Annotated in this window: 15 protein-coding genes; 9 read left to right on the forward strand and 6 right to left on the reverse strand. The window is 75.5% G+C overall.

The features are described 5' to 3' along the window. The first annotated feature begins 236 nt into the window (after window positions 1-236). The 4 genes from EBM89_RS07715 (at window position 237) to EBM89_RS07730 (ending at window position 2,755) form a co-directional block, all read left to right on the forward strand. Window positions 237-719, forward strand: a complete 483-nt coding sequence (locus EBM89_RS07715; protein ID WP_122148867.1) for a CarD family transcriptional regulator — start codon at window positions 237-239, stop codon at window positions 717-719. A gap of 36 nt (window positions 720-755) precedes the next feature. Continuing rightward, a complete protein-coding gene (gene ispD, locus EBM89_RS07720) occupies window positions 756-1,472 on the forward strand; it encodes a 2-C-methyl-D-erythritol 4-phosphate cytidylyltransferase (protein WP_122148868.1) in 717 nt (238 codons plus the stop codon). Continuing rightward, window positions 1,469-1,960, forward strand: a complete 492-nt coding sequence (gene ispF, locus EBM89_RS07725; RefSeq protein ID WP_122148869.1) for a 2-C-methyl-D-erythritol 2,4-cyclodiphosphate synthase — start codon at window positions 1,469-1,471, stop codon at window positions 1,958-1,960. The genes ispD and ispF overlap by 4 nt, the downstream gene beginning before the upstream one ends. A 246-nt stretch (window positions 1,961-2,206) precedes the next feature. Further along, a complete protein-coding gene (locus EBM89_RS07730; protein ID WP_122148870.1) occupies window positions 2,207-2,755 on the forward strand; it encodes a PASTA domain-containing protein in 549 nt (182 codons plus the stop codon). A 6-nt stretch (window positions 2,756-2,761) separates the two neighbouring features. Here EBM89_RS07730 and EBM89_RS07735 read toward each other — a convergent pair whose 3' ends face one another. After that, window positions 2,762-3,694 carry an EamA family transporter gene (locus EBM89_RS07735; protein ID WP_122148871.1) on the reverse strand — a complete coding sequence of 311 codons (933 nt, stop codon included), beginning with the start codon at window positions 3,692-3,694 and terminating at the stop codon, window positions 2,762-2,764. A 72-nt stretch (window positions 3,695-3,766) separates the two neighbouring features. On the opposite strand from EBM89_RS07735, the gene EBM89_RS07740 reads away from it, so the two are divergent. The 4 genes from EBM89_RS07740 to EBM89_RS07755 all read left to right on the forward strand — a co-directional run bounded on the left by EBM89_RS07740 (window position 3,767) and on the right by EBM89_RS07755 (window position 7,755). Next, window positions 3,767-4,738 carry a LysR family transcriptional regulator gene (locus EBM89_RS07740; protein WP_122148872.1) on the forward strand — a complete coding sequence of 324 codons (972 nt, stop codon included), beginning with the start codon at window positions 3,767-3,769 and terminating at the stop codon, window positions 4,736-4,738. 10 nt (window positions 4,739-4,748) lie between these two features. After that, window positions 4,749-6,182 (forward strand): cysteine--tRNA ligase, encoded by a 1,434-nt coding sequence (cysS, locus tag EBM89_RS07745; RefSeq protein ID WP_122148873.1) that lies wholly within the window; start codon window positions 4,749-4,751, stop codon window positions 6,180-6,182. Beyond that, the gene (gene rlmB, locus EBM89_RS07750; protein ID WP_122148874.1) at window positions 6,182-7,174 is read left to right on the forward strand and encodes a 23S rRNA (guanosine(2251)-2'-O)-methyltransferase RlmB; all 993 of its coding nucleotides are present in this window, start codon (window positions 6,182-6,184) and stop codon (window positions 7,172-7,174) included. Before cysS ends, rlmB begins: the two co-directional genes overlap by 1 nt. A 95-nt stretch (window positions 7,175-7,269) precedes the next feature. Further along, window positions 7,270-7,755: a pyridoxamine 5'-phosphate oxidase family protein gene (locus tag EBM89_RS07755; protein ID WP_122148875.1), complete on the forward strand. Its 486-nt coding sequence runs from the start codon at window positions 7,270-7,272 to the stop codon at window positions 7,753-7,755. A gap of 6 nt (window positions 7,756-7,761) precedes the next feature. Here EBM89_RS07755 and EBM89_RS07760 read toward each other — a convergent pair whose 3' ends face one another. The 5 genes from EBM89_RS07760 to EBM89_RS07780 all read right to left on the reverse strand — a co-directional run bounded on the left by EBM89_RS07760 (window position 7,762) and on the right by EBM89_RS07780 (window position 14,303). Beyond that, window positions 7,762-9,039 (reverse strand): DUF4032 domain-containing protein, encoded by a 1,278-nt coding sequence (locus tag EBM89_RS07760; RefSeq protein WP_122148876.1) that lies wholly within the window; start codon window positions 9,037-9,039, stop codon window positions 7,762-7,764. Between the two features lie 84 nt (window positions 9,040-9,123). Continuing rightward, the gene (locus EBM89_RS07765) at window positions 9,124-10,248 is read right to left on the reverse strand and encodes an ABC transporter ATP-binding protein (protein ID WP_122148877.1); all 1,125 of its coding nucleotides are present in this window, start codon (window positions 10,246-10,248) and stop codon (window positions 9,124-9,126) included. Window positions 10,249-10,415: 167 nt separating this feature from the next. Continuing rightward, window positions 10,416-12,005, reverse strand: a complete 1,590-nt coding sequence (locus EBM89_RS07770) for an outer membrane protein assembly factor BamB family protein (protein WP_122148878.1) — start codon at window positions 12,003-12,005, stop codon at window positions 10,416-10,418. Window positions 12,006-12,049: 44 nt separating this feature from the next. Further along, window positions 12,050-12,859 carry a trehalose-phosphatase gene (gene otsB / locus EBM89_RS07775; protein ID WP_122148879.1) on the reverse strand — a complete coding sequence of 270 codons (810 nt, stop codon included), beginning with the start codon at window positions 12,857-12,859 and terminating at the stop codon, window positions 12,050-12,052. A 10-nt stretch (window positions 12,860-12,869) separates the two neighbouring features. Then, on the reverse strand, window positions 12,870-14,303 hold the full coding sequence (locus EBM89_RS07780) for an alpha,alpha-trehalose-phosphate synthase (UDP-forming) (RefSeq protein ID WP_122148880.1): 1,434 nt from the start codon (window positions 14,301-14,303) through the stop codon (window positions 12,870-12,872). A gap of 153 nt (window positions 14,304-14,456) precedes the next feature. Here EBM89_RS07780 and EBM89_RS07785 point away from each other — a divergent pair. Continuing rightward, window positions 14,457-15,353 (forward strand): serine/threonine-protein kinase (locus EBM89_RS07785; protein ID WP_147463482.1); only part of this gene is annotated, 897 nt, incomplete at its 3' end.

The following is a 15,353-nucleotide window of genomic DNA, read 5'->3' on the forward strand; positions in this document are numbered from 1 at the left end:
TCGGTCCCAGGGAGCGCGTCACCGCTGGTCAGGGGCTCGCCGGTCCGCGTCGGGGGTCGCACGGGGCCCTGGTCGGAGACTAGCCACAGCAGCGCCTGCGAGCACATGCTGACACGGCGTGTCGCATCGCTGACCTGGCCCGCAACGCTCTGACCTGCGCAAATGTCGCGGATCTGCACAGAATCCGCCCGATTCCACGTGGTAGACTGGCATTCCGCGAAAGGGGACACCTGCAGATGACTTTCACTGTTGGGGAGACGGTTGTCTACCCGCACCACGGTGCAGCGCTGATCGAGGAGATCAAGACCAGGACCATCCGCGGCGAGGACAAGATCTACCTCAAGCTGAAGGTCGCCCAGGGTGACCTCACCATCGAGGTGCCGGCGGAGAACGTCGACCTCGTGGGTGTGCGCGACGTCGTCGGGCAGGAGGGGCTGGAGCGCGTGTTCGACGTGCTGCGCGCCCCCTACACCGAGGAGCCGACCAACTGGTCGCGCCGGTACAAGGCCAACCTCGAGAAGCTCGCCTCCGGCGACGTGATCAAGGTCGCCGAGGTCGTGCGCGACCTGTCCCGCCGGGACGCCGACCGCGGCCTGTCCGCGGGCGAGAAGCGCATGCTCGCCAAGGCCCGGCAGATCCTCGTCTCGGAGCTCGCGCTCGCCGAGCACACCGAGGAGGAGAAGGCCGAGGCCATCCTGGACGAGGTCCTCGCGTCCTGACGCGAGGCACCTGACCCCGCCGCACCCCGCGCCCGCGTGGCCACCGCCGCCGTCCTCACAGCCGCCGGCTCCGGCACGCGGCTCGGGCTGCCGGGGCCCAAGGCCCTGGTCGAGCTGGCGGGGGTCCCGCTGGTCGTGCACGCCGCCCGACGCCTCGCTGCGTCGGGCGTCGTGCTGTCCGTGGTCGTCACGGTGCCGCCCGGCCGCGCCTCCGGGTTCCGGGCCCTGCTCGGCGGACCCGTCCGACCCGGTATCGGCGTGCCCGTCACCGTCGTCGAGGGCGGTGGCTCCCGGCAGGCGTCCGTCGCCGCCGGGCTCGCCGCGCTCGGTGACGACGTCGACGTCGTCCTCGTGCACGACGCCGCGCGCGCCCTCGCCAGCCCCGCGCTGATCCGCGCCGTCGAGGCCGCCGTCCGCGCCGGGCACCGGGCCGTCGTGCCCGGGCTGCCCGTCGCGGACACCATCAAGCAGGTCGGCGCCGCCGTCGACGGGGCCGCACCCGTCGTCGCCACCGTGCCCCGCGCGACCATGCGCGCCGTGCAGACCCCGCAGGGGTTCGACCGGGCGCTGCTCGACGCCGCGCACGCCGCCGGGGCCGACCGGGCCGCCGACGAGGCCACCGCCGCCACCGACGACGCCGGGCTCGTCGAGGCGCTGGGGGAGCAGGTCTGGGTCGTCGACGGCGAGGAGTCCGCCATGAAGATCACCACCACCCGCGACCTCGCCGTCGCCGAGCTGCTGGCCCGCCCGTGACCGGCCTGCCCCGCACCGGCATCGGCGTCGACGTGCACGCCTACGAGCCGGACCCCGCACCCGGTGCGGTGCTGCACCTCGCCGGGCTGGCGTGGCCGGGGGAGCGGCCGCTCGCCGGGCACTCCGACGCCGACGTCGCCGCCCACGCCGCCGCCGACGCCCTGCTGTCCGCCGGGGGCGTCGGGGACCTCGGGTCCGTGTTCGGCACGTCCCGCCCCGAGTGGGCCGGTGCCGCCGGGACCGCCCTGCTCGCCGAGGCCGCGCGGCTCGTGCGGGACGCCGGGTTCGTGATCGGGAACGTCGCCGTGCAGGTGGTCGGCAACCGCCCGAAGATCGGCCCCCGCCGCGCCGAGGCCGAGGCGGCGCTCTCCGCCGCCGCGGGAGCCCCGGTGACGGTGACGGCCACGACGACCGACGGGCTCGGCCTCACCGGGCGCGGCGAGGGCGTCGCGGCCCTCGCGACGGCCCTGATCGCCCCCCGCGACTGACCCGCCCGCCCCGCCGCCCCGGCCCCGCCCCGCAGGGCACGCCGCGCCGAACGGTCACCAGGTGTGGGGTTCGTGCCGGGGACACCCGCACCTGGTGACCATTCGACGTGCGCGGCGGTGGGGTGAGGGCGGGGCGGGAGGGTGATGGGGGTGCAGGCGGGGTGGGAGGGGCGGGTGGTGTGGCAGGCGGGTGACATCCGGGTGGGTTGTGGGGGCTGGGCGTGGTGCGGGGTCGATACTCGGGGCGTGCGGAGGACAGGCCGGGGTGCCGGTGCGATCGTGGCGCTGCTGGTGGCCGGTGGCCTGCTGGGCGGGTGCGTGGCGTCCGGGGTGAGCGAGGAGCCCGACGAGGGGGCCGCCGCGGCCGCCGGGGGTCGGGACGGGACGTTCGGTCGCGACTGGAGCATCAAGCCCGAGGCGCCCGCCGGGGAGAAGGCCGCGAAGCCCACACCGGTCCCCGTGGTGACCGCACCGCCCGCCCCGGTCTCGACGCCGGACACCGCGCCCGCGCCCGCCCCGACGCCGGCCGAGACCGGCACCGGGTGGCTCTGGGAGGACCCGGTGCGGATCACGCTGCCGGACTTCGAGGACAAGGACCTCGGGGACGTGCGGGCGGCGCTGGAGGCCCTCGGCGCGGACGACATCAAGACCGTCGACGCGACGGGCGACGGGCGGTCGCCGTGGGTGGACTCGAACTGGAAGGTCTGCTCGCAGGACCCCCGCAAGGGCCGCGAGGTCGACGCCTCGGACCGGATCACGCTGGCAGTCGTCAAGGACGGCGAGCGCTGCCCCTGACGCGGTTTAGGGCGCGAGGGCGGGCGCGGTGGTCGGCGCGGGATCTGCGGGGGCGGCGCGGGTCGGACGGGGTGGCCGCGTGGCGACGAGGACGCCCCCGACGATGACGGCGCCGAGCGCGAGCTCGGCGACGGCGGGGCGCTCGCCGAGGAACGCCCAGGACGTCCCGATGCCCACCACGGGCACCAGCATGGAGAACGGCGCGACCACCCCGGACGGGTGCCGGGCGAGCAGGGTCGTCCAGATGCCGGAGCCGACGACGGTGGCGACGAGCACCGTGAACGCGAGCCCGCCGAGCGCCCACGCGGCGGTCGGGGTGCTCAGGGTGGTGAGCGAGTGCCCGATGGCGGCAGGCCCGTCGACCACCAGGGACAGCGCGAGCATCGGCAGCGGCGGCACGACCGACATCCACAGCATGAACCGCATCGGGCTGTCGGGGTGGGCCTGGCGGCTGGACACGTTGCCGAAGGCCCAGCCGAGCCCGCCGCAGAGCGTGAGCACCACGGGCAGCAGCCCGGCGGAGGCGCCGTCGCTCGCGCGCAGCGCCGCGATGCCGCCGAGCCCGCAGATCGCGACGCTGACGCCGAGGGCCTGCCGGGCGCTGATCCGCTCGCGCAGCCAGGCGGCGCCCAGCAGCACCGTGAACGGCGCGGACGCCTGCAGCACCAGGGACGCCAGGCCGGTGGGCATGCCGACGTCCATCGCGAGGTAGAGGAACGCGAACTGCAGCACCCCGAAGCCGAGGCCGTAGCCCAGCAGCCAGCGCACGGGGACCCGGGGCCGGGGCACGAGCAGCAGCGTGGGGACGGCGAGCAGCGCGAACCGCAGGGCGACGAGGAAGAACGGCGGGAACTGCTGGAGCGACAGGTGGATCGCCGGGAAGTTCAGCCCCCAGAGCACGGCGACGGTGAGGGCGAGGAGGCGGTCGCGCAGGGGCATGCCCGCATCCTGCGGCCTGACGACCGTGCAGCACCATCGCACAGTCGTGCACGGTGCCTGTAGCGTCGCTTCATGGATGTCGGGCACCTCGTCACCCTGCGCGCCGTGCGGGACCGCGGCGGGGTCACCGCGGCCGCCGCCGCGCTGCACCTCACCCCGTCGGCCGTCTCCCAGCAGCTGCGCGCGCTCACCCGGTCCGCGGGGGTCGACGTCGTGGAGCGGGCGGGTCGCGGTCTGCGGCTCACCGGGGCGGGGCACGCGCTCGCGGACGCCGCCCTCGACGTCGCCGTGGCGCTGGAGCGCGCCGAGGCGGCCGTGGACGCGTTCCGGTCGGCACCGCACGGGCTGGTGCGGGTCGCGGCGTTCCAGTCCGGTGCGGAGCTGCTGCTGCCGGGCCTGCTGACCCGGGTGGCCGGGATGGACGGGGTCCGCGTCGAGCTCGGGGACGAGGACGTCGCGCAGGCCGACTTCCCGGGGCTGACCGCGGACTTCGACGTCGTCGTGGCGCACCGTCCCGAGCCGCCCGTCACCGCGCCGCCCGTCGCGACCCCGGCGGCGCCCGTGGACCCGCACCCCTGGCCCCCGCACCTGCGGGTCGTGCCGCTGCTGCGCGAGCCGCTGGACGTCGCCCTGCCGCCGCACCACCGCCTCGCGGGCCGGGCCGAGGTCACCCCCGCGGACCTGGTGGGCGAGGACTGGATCGCCGTGCGGGCCGGGTTCCCCGTCGCGGGTGTGCTGGACGCGGTCGGCGCGGCGGCGGGCGCCCCGCTGCGGGTCGTGCAGCGGTTCAACGACTTCGGGGTGGTCGAGGCGCTGGTCGCCGCCGGGCACGGCGTCTCGCTGCTGCCCCGGTACACGGCGGGGCGGCGCGGGGCGGTCCTCGTGCCGCTCGCGGGCGTCCGCGCGGCCCGCCGCGTCGAGGCCCTGGTGCGTCCCGACCGGGCCGAGCGGCGGGTGGTCCGGCGGGTGCTGGACGCGCTGCGGGCCGAGGCGGCGAGGTTCGCGGGGCCACCCGACCCCGGGCCGGGGCCCGGTGACCGGTAGCCTTGCCCGTGTGACCCTGCGCCTGTTCGACACCGCCACCCGTGAGGTGCGCGACTTCGTCCCCGTGGTCCCGGGCAAGGTCGGCATCTACCTGTGCGGTGCGACGGTCCAGGCGCCCCCGCACGTCGGCCACGTGCGGTCGGCCGTCGCGTTCGACGTCCTGGTCCGCTGGCTGCGCCGCACCGGGCACGACGTGACCCTGGTCCGCAACGTCACCGACGTGGACGACAAGATCCTCCACCGCTCCGCCGAGGCCGGCGTCGCGTGGTGGGCGTGGGCGATGCAGAACGAGCGCGCGTTCACCGCGGCGTACGACGCGCTCGGCGTGCTGCCCCCGACCTACGAGCCCCGCGCCACCGGGCACGTCCCGGCGATGATCGCGCTCATGCAGCGCCTGGTCGACACCGGGCACGCCTACGCGGCGGGCGAGGGCGACGTGTACTTCGACGTCCGCTCGTTCCCGGAGTACGGCGCGCTCACCAGCCAGCGGGTCGACGACATGGCCCCGGCGCCCGACGGCGGCGCGGGAGACAAGCGCGACCCGCACGACTTCGCGCTGTGGAAGGCCGCCAAGCCGGGCGAGCCGGAGACCGCCGCCTGGGACACCCCGTTCGGGCGCGGGCGGCCGGGCTGGCACCTGGAGTGCTCCGCCATGGCGCAGCGCTACCTGGGCGACGAGTTCGACATCCACGGCGGCGGCCTGGACCTGCGGTTCCCGCACCACGAGAACGAGCAGGCGCAGTCCCGCGCGGCCGGGTACGGGTTCGCCCGGTACTGGCTGCACAACGGCTGGGTCACCCAGTCGGGCGCGAAGATGAGCAAGTCCCTCGGCAACGGCCTGCTGGTCAGCACGCTGCTCGAGCAGGTGCGGCCCGCCGTCGTGCGGTACGCGCTGACCGCCGTGCAGTACCGCTCCATGCTGGAGTGGACGCCCGACACGCTCGCCGAGGCCGAGGCCACCTGGGACCGCCTGGCCGGGTTCGTCGAGCGCGCCACCGAGGTCGCGGGCGACGCGGGGGACCTCGCGACGGCCCCGCTGCCGGACGCGTTCGGCGCCGCGCTGGACGACGACCTCAACGTGCCCGCCGCGCTCGCGGTGGTGCACGAGCACCTGCGGGCCGGCAACACCGCGCTCGCGGCCGACGACGTGCCCGCCGTCCGGGTCGAGCTGGTCGCCGTGCGCGCGATGCTCGACGTGCTCGGCCTGGACCCGGCAGGTGCCCGCTGGGGCGCCGGCCGCACCGACGACCGGCACGCCGCCGCGCTGGACGCGCTGGTGCGGGCCGAGCTCGACGCCCGAGCCGCGGCCCGTGCCGCGCGCGACTGGGCCACCGCGGACGCGATCCGCGACCGCCTCGCTGCGGCCGGTGTGGCCGTCGAGGACAACGCCACCGGCGCGCGCTGGTCCCTCGCCGCGCGCCCGACGACCGAGGACGAGGACTGATGGCCGGGAACTCCCAGCGCCGGGGCGCGACGCGCAAGCCGGGCAGCAAGAAGGGCATGACCGTGGGCTCCGGGGGCAACAGCCGCCGCGCGCTCGAGGGCAAGGGCCCCACCCCCAAGGCGGAGGACCGCTCCTGGCACCCCGCCGGCAAGCGCAAGGCCGCCGCCGAGCGCCGCGACGCCAAGCGTCCCTCGGGCAACCGCCCCGCGGGTCGCGGCGGTGCCGCTGCCGGGCGTGCCCGGGGCGCCGGGGCGACCGAGGTCGTCTCGGGCCGCAACTCCGTGGTCGAGGCGATGCGCGCCGGGATCCCCGTGTCCGCGGTGTACGTCGCGACCCGGCTGGAGGCCGACGACCGCACGCGCGAGATCCTGCGCACCGCGGCGGACGAGGGCTACCCGCTGCTCGAGGTCACCAAGCCGGAGCTCGACCGGTTGACCGACGGCTCCGTGCACCAGGGCGTCGCGATCCAGGTGCCGCCGTACGACTACGCCGACGTCGAGGACCTGCTCGACATCGCGGCGTCGAGCGACCGCGCGCCGCTGGTCGTCGCGCTGGACGGGGTCACCGACCCCCGCAACCTCGGTGCGGTGCTCCGCTCCGCGGGCGCGTTCGGCGCGCACGGCGTGCTGGTGCCGGAGCGTCGCGCGGCGGGCGTCACCGCCTCCGCGTGGAAGGTGTCGGCGGGAGCCGCGGCGCGGGTTCCGGTGGCGCGGGCGACCAACCTGGTGCGGGCGCTGGAGCGGCTGCACGAGGCCGGGTGCTTCGTCGTCGGGCTCGACGGCGGCGGCGACGTCGCGGTGGGCGAGCTGCCCTACTCGACCGACCCGCTGGTGCTGGTCGTCGGGTCCGAGGGCAAGGGCCTGTCCCGCCTGGTGCGCGAGCACTGCGACGCCATCGCGTCCATCCCGATCGCCGGCGAGGTCGAGAGCCTCAACGCCGGTGTCGCCGCGGGCATCGCGCTGTACGAGGTCGCCCGGCAGCGCCAGGGCTGACGACGTCCGACGCCCGCGCGCCCGCACCGGGTGCGCGGGCGTCGTCGTGTGCGGCCCCGGTCGCGCGCCGGGCCCGGCGGGGTGAGCATGGCGGCATGAGCACCGACAGCACCGACCCCGTCCGCACCGTCGCCGACCTGCTGCGCGAGCACCGGCTCGGCGTGCTGACGACCGTCGCCCCGGACGGGACGCTGGTCGCCCGCCCGATGGCGCTGCAGGAGGTCGAGTTCGACGGCGACCTGTGGTTCTTCGCGGAGCGCGGCTCGCGCAAGGTGGCGCACGTCGGGGCGCACCCCGGGGTGAACGTCGCCGTCGGGTCCGGCGCGACGTGGGTCTCGCTCGCGGGCACCGCGGAGGTCGTGGACGACGTCGCGAAGAAGCGGGACCTGTGGAGCGCGGGTGTGGAGGCGTGGCTGCCGGAGGGGCCGGACTCCCCGCAGTCGGTGCTGCTGCGGGTGCACGCCGAGTCCGCCGAGTACTGGGACGCCCCGGGCGGCCGGGTGGCGACGCTCCTCAGCTTCGTCAAGGCGAAGGTCACCGGGGACCGCCTCGACGGGACGAACGAGCGCGTCGACCTCTGACGCGGGTCAGTCCGGGACGACCGGCAGCGTGGTCGTGTCGGTGTCCTCGCGCAGGTCCGCCGCCGAGACGCCCATGACGGACTCCTCGTCGGGGCGCAGCGGCAGGATGTCCCGCACGTAGGACGCCACGGCCTCGCGCATCGGGACGTCGCGACGCTTGGCCTCCGACAGGAACCAGCGGTGGTCCAGCAGCTCGTGGTAGATCTGCGCGGGCTCGAGCTTGGGGCGCAGGTCGCGCGGCACGGCCCGCACGGCGGGCTCGAAGATCTCCGTCAGCCAGTCGTGGGCGACGAACGTCTCGTCGTCGTTCTGCCGGTCGGTGGCCGCGCGGAACTGGTCGAGGTCGTTCAGCAGGCGCCGCGCCTGGTTCTCCTGCACGTCCAGGCCGGTCAGGCGCATGAGGCGCCGCGAGTGGTGCCCGGCGTCGACGACCTTCGGCTGGATGCGGACGGTCGTGCCGTCGAGGTCGGTGGTGATGTCGAGCTCGCCGACGTCGAAGCCCAGGTCGTTGAGCCGCTCGATGCGGGCCTGCACCCGCCAGCGCTCGTCCAGGCCGAAGGACTCGGAGCTGGTCAGCGCGGTCCACAGCTCGCCGTACCGCTCGGCGAGGGCGTCGCCGATCGCGACGGCGTCGACGTCCTCCTCGAGGAACTCGCCGGCCTGCAGGTCCATGAGCTCGCCGATGATGTTCACGCGCGCGACCTCGAGGTCGTAGGCGCGCTGCCCGTCGGTCAGGGTGTCGTGCAGGTCGCCGGTCTCGGCGTCCACGAGGTACGCGGCGAACGTCTCGGCGTCCCGGCGGAACAGGGTGTTGGACAGCGACACGTCGCCCCAGTAGAAGCCGACGAGGTGCAGCCGCACGAGCAGCACCGCGAGGGCGTCGATGAGGCGGGTCGCGGTGTCCGGGCGCAGCGACTGGCTGAACAGCGCACGGTACGGCAGCGAGAACCGCAGGTGCTGCGTGATCAGCACGGCCTCCAGCGGCTCCCCGTCGGGGGCGGTGCGGCCGGTGATGACGCCGACGGGCTCGACGGACGGCACGTCCAGGCGGCTGAGCTGGCGCAGCAGCTCGTACTCGCGGTACGCGACGGTCTCGCCGATCTCCTTGATCGCGACGACCCGGCCGGACAGCCGCGCGAACCGCACGGTGTGCCGGGAGATACCACGGGGGAGCGCGGCCAGGCGCTCCGCGGGCCAGTCGACCAGCGGCACGTCCCAGGGCAGGTCGAGGAGCGCCGGGTCCGGCGCGGCCGCGGTGATCTGCAGGCGCGTGCGAGGAGTCATGGTGCTGATTCTCCCATCGGACGACGAAGGGGCGGGACCGCGGTCGTGCCGGTCCCGCCCCTTCGAGCGTGCTGTGCTGGTGCGTCAGGCGGTGATGCGCTGGCCCGAGCCGGCGTGGAACAGGTGCTGCTCGCCGGTGCGGATGCGGACCCAGATCTTCTCGCCCTTGGCGGGGACCTTGCGCGGGTCGACGCGCACGATCACCTGCGAGTCGCCGGCGCCCGAGTGGACGTCCGCCGCGCCGGCCTCGCCGACGAGCGCGCCGTACACGAACGCGTCGGAGCCGAGCTCCTCGACGATGTTGACGACGACCGGCAGCGCGTCCGGGGTGCCCTCGGTGACGACGTCCAGCGCCTCCGGGCGGAACCCGATGGTGATGGAGGAGTTGTCGTCGGCCACGAGGCTGTCGAGCGCGGTGCGCGGCACGGCGATGCCGGCGGAGCCGACCTTCGCGATGCCGTCGGCGACCGGGAACGTGCCGATGTTCATGGCCGGGGAGCCGATGAAGCCGGCGACGAACACGTTGGCCGGGGTGTCGTACATGTCGCGCGGCGTGCCGACCTGCTGCAGCAGGCCGTCCTTGAGGACCGCGATGCGGTCGCCCATGGTGAGCGCCTCGGTCTGGTCGTGCGTGACGTAGACCGTGGTGACGCCGAGGCGGCGCTGGAGCGACGCGATCTGGGTACGGGTCTGCACCCGGAGCTTGGCGTCCAGGTTCGACAGCGGCTCGTCCATGAGGAACACGCGCGGCTGGCGCACGATCGCGCGGCCCATGGCGACGCGCTGGCGCTGACCGCCGGAGAGCGCCTTCGGCTTGCGGTCGAGGTACTGGGTGAGGTCGAGGATCTTGGCGGCCTCCTCGACGCGGGTGCGGATCTCCGCCTTCGGGGTGCCGGCGATCTTGAGCGCGAAGCCCATGTTGTCGGCGACCGTCATGTGCGGGTACAGCGCGTAGTTCTGGAACACCATCGCGATGTCCCGGTCCTTCGGCTGGACGTCGGTGACGTCACGGTCGCCGATGAGGATGCGCCCGCCGTTGACGTCCTCGAGACCCGCGAGCATGCGGAGCGAGGTCGACTTGCCGCAGCCCGAGGGGCCGACGAGGACGAGGAACTCGCCGTCCTCGATGTGCAGGTCGAGAGCGTCCACCGCGGGACGCTCGGTGCCCGGGTACACCCGGGTGGCCTTGTCGAAAGTGACCGTAGCCATGCGTGATCAATCCCTCCACCGGCAGGTACGTGCCGGACGATCCGTCGTGAAAGGTGTCAGGGTGTCTGCGCTGACACGGCACGAGGGAGGTCGGGTGACCCCCCTCGGTCCACGGTCATCCTGCCACAGGTGCGGCCCGCATGGAGACCCAGGTCACGTCGGTCTCCTCAGTTCAGCAGGACCACGGCCTCGTCGCCCCAGCCGACCAGGTCGCCCTGGTCGGACCAGACCGCGCGCACGCCCGCGGGCAGGGCCGTCGCCCACGCCGGGGCGCCCGACGCGAGGTCGAGGGCGACCAGCGCGCGGGCGGGGACGTCGGCGGCTCCCCGCAGGCCCGCGGCCGCCCCGGGGGCGACCGTCACGCCCGCCCCGGCGAGCTGGTCGGGCAGGGCCGTCAGCAGCAGGTACCGCCCGTCCGTGAGCACCGTGGACCCCATCTCGGCCGTGAGGCCCACCCCCGTGCGCCAGACCTCCCGCCCCGTGGCGGCGTCGCGCGCCCACACGCCGTCGGAGCCCGAGCCGTACAGCAGCCCGTCCAGCAGGACGAGCCCGCCGTCGGACCACCCGTCCGCCGGGGCGGACCACCGCTCCTCGCCGGACGGCACCGCGACCGCGACCAGCCGCCTGCCCTCGCCCGACCGGCCCGGGGACACGACCAGCTCGGTGTCCGGCAGCGCCCCGTCGTCCACGACGAGGAACACCGGCTGCCCCGGCAGGTCCAGCAGGGGCTCACCCGCGTCGTCCAGCAGCCGCGAGCCGTCGGTGGTGAGGTGCCCGGTCCGGGAGACGGTCAGGAAGCCGTCCGCCCGGGTCGCGACCGCGCCGGTCGCGGGGTCGAGCGCCCAGGTGCCGACGTCGGTGTGCACCAGCACGTGGTGCGCGCCCACCACGGGGCTCGGCGGGTAGGTGAGGCGCTCCACCGGGATGCTGCCGCCCGGTCCGTCGTCCAGGGGCTGCTCGGTGCGCCACAGCGGCTCCGTCGCCAGCAGGTCCGTGCCCGGCGGGACGGCGTCGGCCGCCCACGCGGTCACGCGCAGCGTGGCGTCCACCACCGACGCCAGCACCTGCACGCCGTCCTCGCCGTCGAACCCGGACAGCGGCGGCGCCTCCCCGGACGCCAGCGGCTCGCCGGTCGCGAGGTCGAGCGCGACCAACCGGGAAGCCACCGGCGCGTCGACCATCCACCCCGACGCGTCCTCGAGCTCGTCCGAGGTGTCCCGGTCCACGACCAGGCAGCGCAGCACGGTGCCCGCGGGGTCGGCGGCGCACGACGGGAACTGCAACGTGGGCGCCCCGGCGCCGTCCGGGTCCAGCGACCCCTCCCAGACCGTGCGGCCGGTGCGGTCCAGGGCGACGACCTCGCGGGCGTCGCCCCACGACCCCGTCGCGAACGCGATCCGCAGGCCACCGGCGACCACGTCGGTCAGCGAGAGCTCCTGCTGGTCGTCCCGCAGCGCGTGCGCCGGGGTCAGCGCCGGGTCGACGGTGCGCAGCACCCCGGGGACCTCCTGCCGGGCGGCGACGCGGTCGCGCTCGCGGGCGTCCAGCACCACCTGCGTCGTCACGGCCGCGGCGACGAGCACGAGCGGCACGGGCCACCACCGGCGCAGCAGCCGCCGGCGGCGGGCCACCCGCGCGCGGTGCTCCTCGTCGGAGACCGGGTCCGCGGCGGACGCGGTCCCGGACGCCTCGCCGGGCAGGGGGACGTCGACCTCGACGACCTCCACGTCCTGCCCCGCGTCCCGCGCGCGCCTCATGCGGGCAACCTATGCCCACCCGCGCCCCGCGGCCCGCGCGCGGGTCAGCCTGCGGCGGCCTCGTCCAGGGCCACCGCGAGGTCGGCCAGCAGGTCGGCGACGTCCTGCGGCTCCGGCACCCGGAACCGCGCGCTCGTGGGCCCCGCGCCGACCTTCAGCGTCAGCCCCTCGGGCGCGACCGCCTCGAACGCGTGCTCGTCGGTCACGTCGTCCCCGGCGACCAGTACCGCCCCGGCCCCGATCTCGGCGCGCAGCGCCGACAGAGCAGCCCCCTTGTCGGCGTCGAGCACCGAGACCTCGACCACCTTCTTGCCGTGCAGCACCGCCGAACCCAGCCGACCGCCGACGGCGAGCGCGTCGCGCTCGGCCGCCTCGGCGGTCGCGGGGTCGGCCATGCGGGTGTGCACCGCCACCGCCGCGGGCTTGGACTCCACCCACACGCCGTCCCGGCCGCGCGCGACGGCCTGCATCTCGCCGCCGAGCCCGTCGAGACGGTCCTGCTGCTCGTCGGTCAGCGTCATGACCGCGCGGTCCAGCCCGTGCTCGGCGACCCGGGCGCGCTCCGCGCCGTGGCTGCCGATGAGCACCGTGCCGGGCGGGACCTCCGCCAGGCGGTGCAGGTCGCCCATCGAGCGCCCCGACAGCAGGGCGAGCCGCACCGTGCGCGGGTGCGCGGCCAGCGCGCGCAGCGCCGTCACGGCGTCGGGGAGCACCCGCGACGCCTGCGGGTCGTCCTGCAGCGGCGCGAGGGTGCCGTCGAAGTCCAGCGCCACCAGCAGCGGGTGGCGTGCGGGGTCGGCGACGGCCTCGCGGAGCGCGGCGCGCAGGGCGGCGCCGTCCAGGGGGTCGGGCACGGGGGTCCTCTCAGACGTGGTGGTCGCGCGTGGGCACGGCCGTCAGCACGGACAGGAACGAGGCGGACCAGTGGGCCACGTCGTTCTCCAGGACCCGGCGGCGCAGGCGGCGCATCCGCTTGCGGGCCTCGCGCGGGTCGATGTTCGCGGCGTGCTGGATGGCGTTCTTCAGCCCGACGATGTCGTGCGGGTTCACCAGGATCGCCGCGCCGCCGAGCTCGTCGGCCGCACCGGTGAACTCGCTGAGCACCAGGGCGCCCTTGTCGTCGGACCGCGCCGCGATGTACTCCTTCGCGACGAGGTTCATGCCGTCCCGCAGGGCGGTGACGAGCATGACGTCCGCCGCGAGGTACAGCGCCGCCATCTCCTCCATCGGGTAGGAGTGGTGCATGTAGTGCACGGCCGCGTGGCCGAGCTCGCCGTGCTCGCCGTTGATCCGGCCGACCTGCGCCTCGACGTCCTCGCGCAGCTGCTGGTAGGCGCCGACGTTCTCGCGGCTGGGCGACGCGACCTGCACGAGCGTCGCCTCCGGCACGGACATCCGGCCGTCCTCCAGCAGCTCCTCGAACGCCTTGATCCGGTGCCGGATGCCCTTGGTGTAGTCGAGGCGGTCCACGCCGAGCAGCAGGATCTCCGGGTCGCCGAGCTCGGAGCGGATCTCCTTGGCACGCGCCTGGACCTCGGGGGTGCGGGCGAGCCGGTCGAACGCGTGCGAGTCGATGGAGATCGGGAACGACGCGGCGCGCACGTGCCGCTCGGTGCGGCCCTCCGCGTCGGTGAGCGTGATGACCTGCCCGCGGGTGGTCTTGTCCGTGAGCCGGCGCACGATGCGCACGAAGTTGGCCGCGTCCCCGCCGCGCTGGAACCCGATGAGGTCCGCGCCGAGCAGCCCCTCCACGACCTGCTTGCGCCACGGCAGCTGCGCGAAGATCTCCAGCGGCGGGAACGGGATGTGGTGGAAGTAGCCGATCCGCACGTCCGGGCGCAGCTCGCGCAGGTACCGGGGGACGAGCTGCAGCTGGTAGTCGTGCACCCACACCGTCGCTCCGGGCGCGGCCTGCGCGGCGGCGGCGTCCGCGAACCGGCGGTTGACCCGCTGGTAGGCGTCCCACCACTGCCGGTGGAACGTCGGGGGCTGGATCACGTCGTGGTACAGCGGCCACAGCGTGTCGTTCGAGAAGCCCTCGTAGTAGAAGGTCAGGTCGTCCTGCGACAGCTTCACCGGGACGAGGCGCATGTCGTCCGCGTCGAACGGCTCGAGCTCGAGGTCGGCCGAGCCGCCCCAGCCCACCCAGGCGCCGTCGGACTTCTGCACGACGGGCTCGAGGGCGGTCACGAGGCCGCCCGGGGAGCGGGTCCAGCTCGGCTTGCCGTCCTCGTCCAGCGTCACGTCGACCGGGAGGCGGTTCGCGACGACGACCAGGTCATAACCAGCAGATGTCACGGATCTTCAGCTCCTTGGTGTCGACCTGACCCTAACGTGACCCCTCCTGGACCGCCCGGGATACGGGTGCGCCAGGTGGGGGAACCGTGCAGGTCCGGGCGCGCGCCGCGCGGCGACCCCGGTGGGGCGCGCACCGGCGGCTACCGTGCGGGCATGGAGCGCATCGGGCTGGCACCCGGCGCCGAGGTGGGCGGGTACACGATCCTGGCGCCCCTCGGCTCCGGCGGCATGGGCACGGTGTACCGGGCGGTGGACGGCGGCGGCACCCCGGTCGCGCTCAAGCTGCTGCACCCGCACGTCGGCGCGGACCCGTCCTCCCGGGAGCGCCTGCGTCGTGAGGTGCTCGCGCTGCAGCGTCTGCGACACCCCGGCGTGGCCGCGGTGCTCGACGCCGAGGCGGACTCGACCGAGGCGTTCCTGGTGACCGAGCTGGTCGGGGGTCCGGACCTCGCGGAGCACGTCCGCCAGCGCGGGCCGCTCGACGCCGCCGCCCTGCACCGCCTCGCCGCCGGGCTGCTCGACGCCCTCGACGCCGTGCACGCGGCGGGCGTCGTGCACCGCGACCTCAAGCCCAGCAACGTCCTGGTGACCCCGGACGGCCCGGTGCTCATCGACTTCGGCATCGCGCAGTCCGTCGACGAGACCCGCGTGACCTCCGCCGGGTTCGTCGTCGGCACCCCCGGCTACCTCGCGCCCGAGCTCGTCGACGGCGCCGAGCCCACCCCCGCCACCGACCGCTGGGGGTGGGCCGCGCTGCTCGCCTACGCCGCCACCGGGCGCGCGCCCTTCGGGACCCGGCCGCTGGAGGCCGTGCTGGTCCGCACCCGCAGCGGCGACGCCGACCTCGCCGGGCTCGGACCCGTCACCGCCGGGGCGCTCTGGGACGCGCTCGCCGCGGACCCCCTCGACCGTGCCGAGCCCGAGGAGGTCGTCGCCGCGCTCGCCGAGGCCGAGCGGCGCGGGGAGCGGTACTCGTCCGAGGCGGCCGCGGCCACCGCGCGGCTCGCGACCCGCGGGGGGACCGCGGCGACCGCGGCGCTCGCGGGCACC

Origin of the sequence: Cellulomonas triticagri, from assembly GCF_003696205.1 — a bacterium.
Lineage (GTDB): Bacteria > Actinomycetota > Actinomycetes > Actinomycetales > Cellulomonadaceae > Cellulomonas > Cellulomonas triticagri.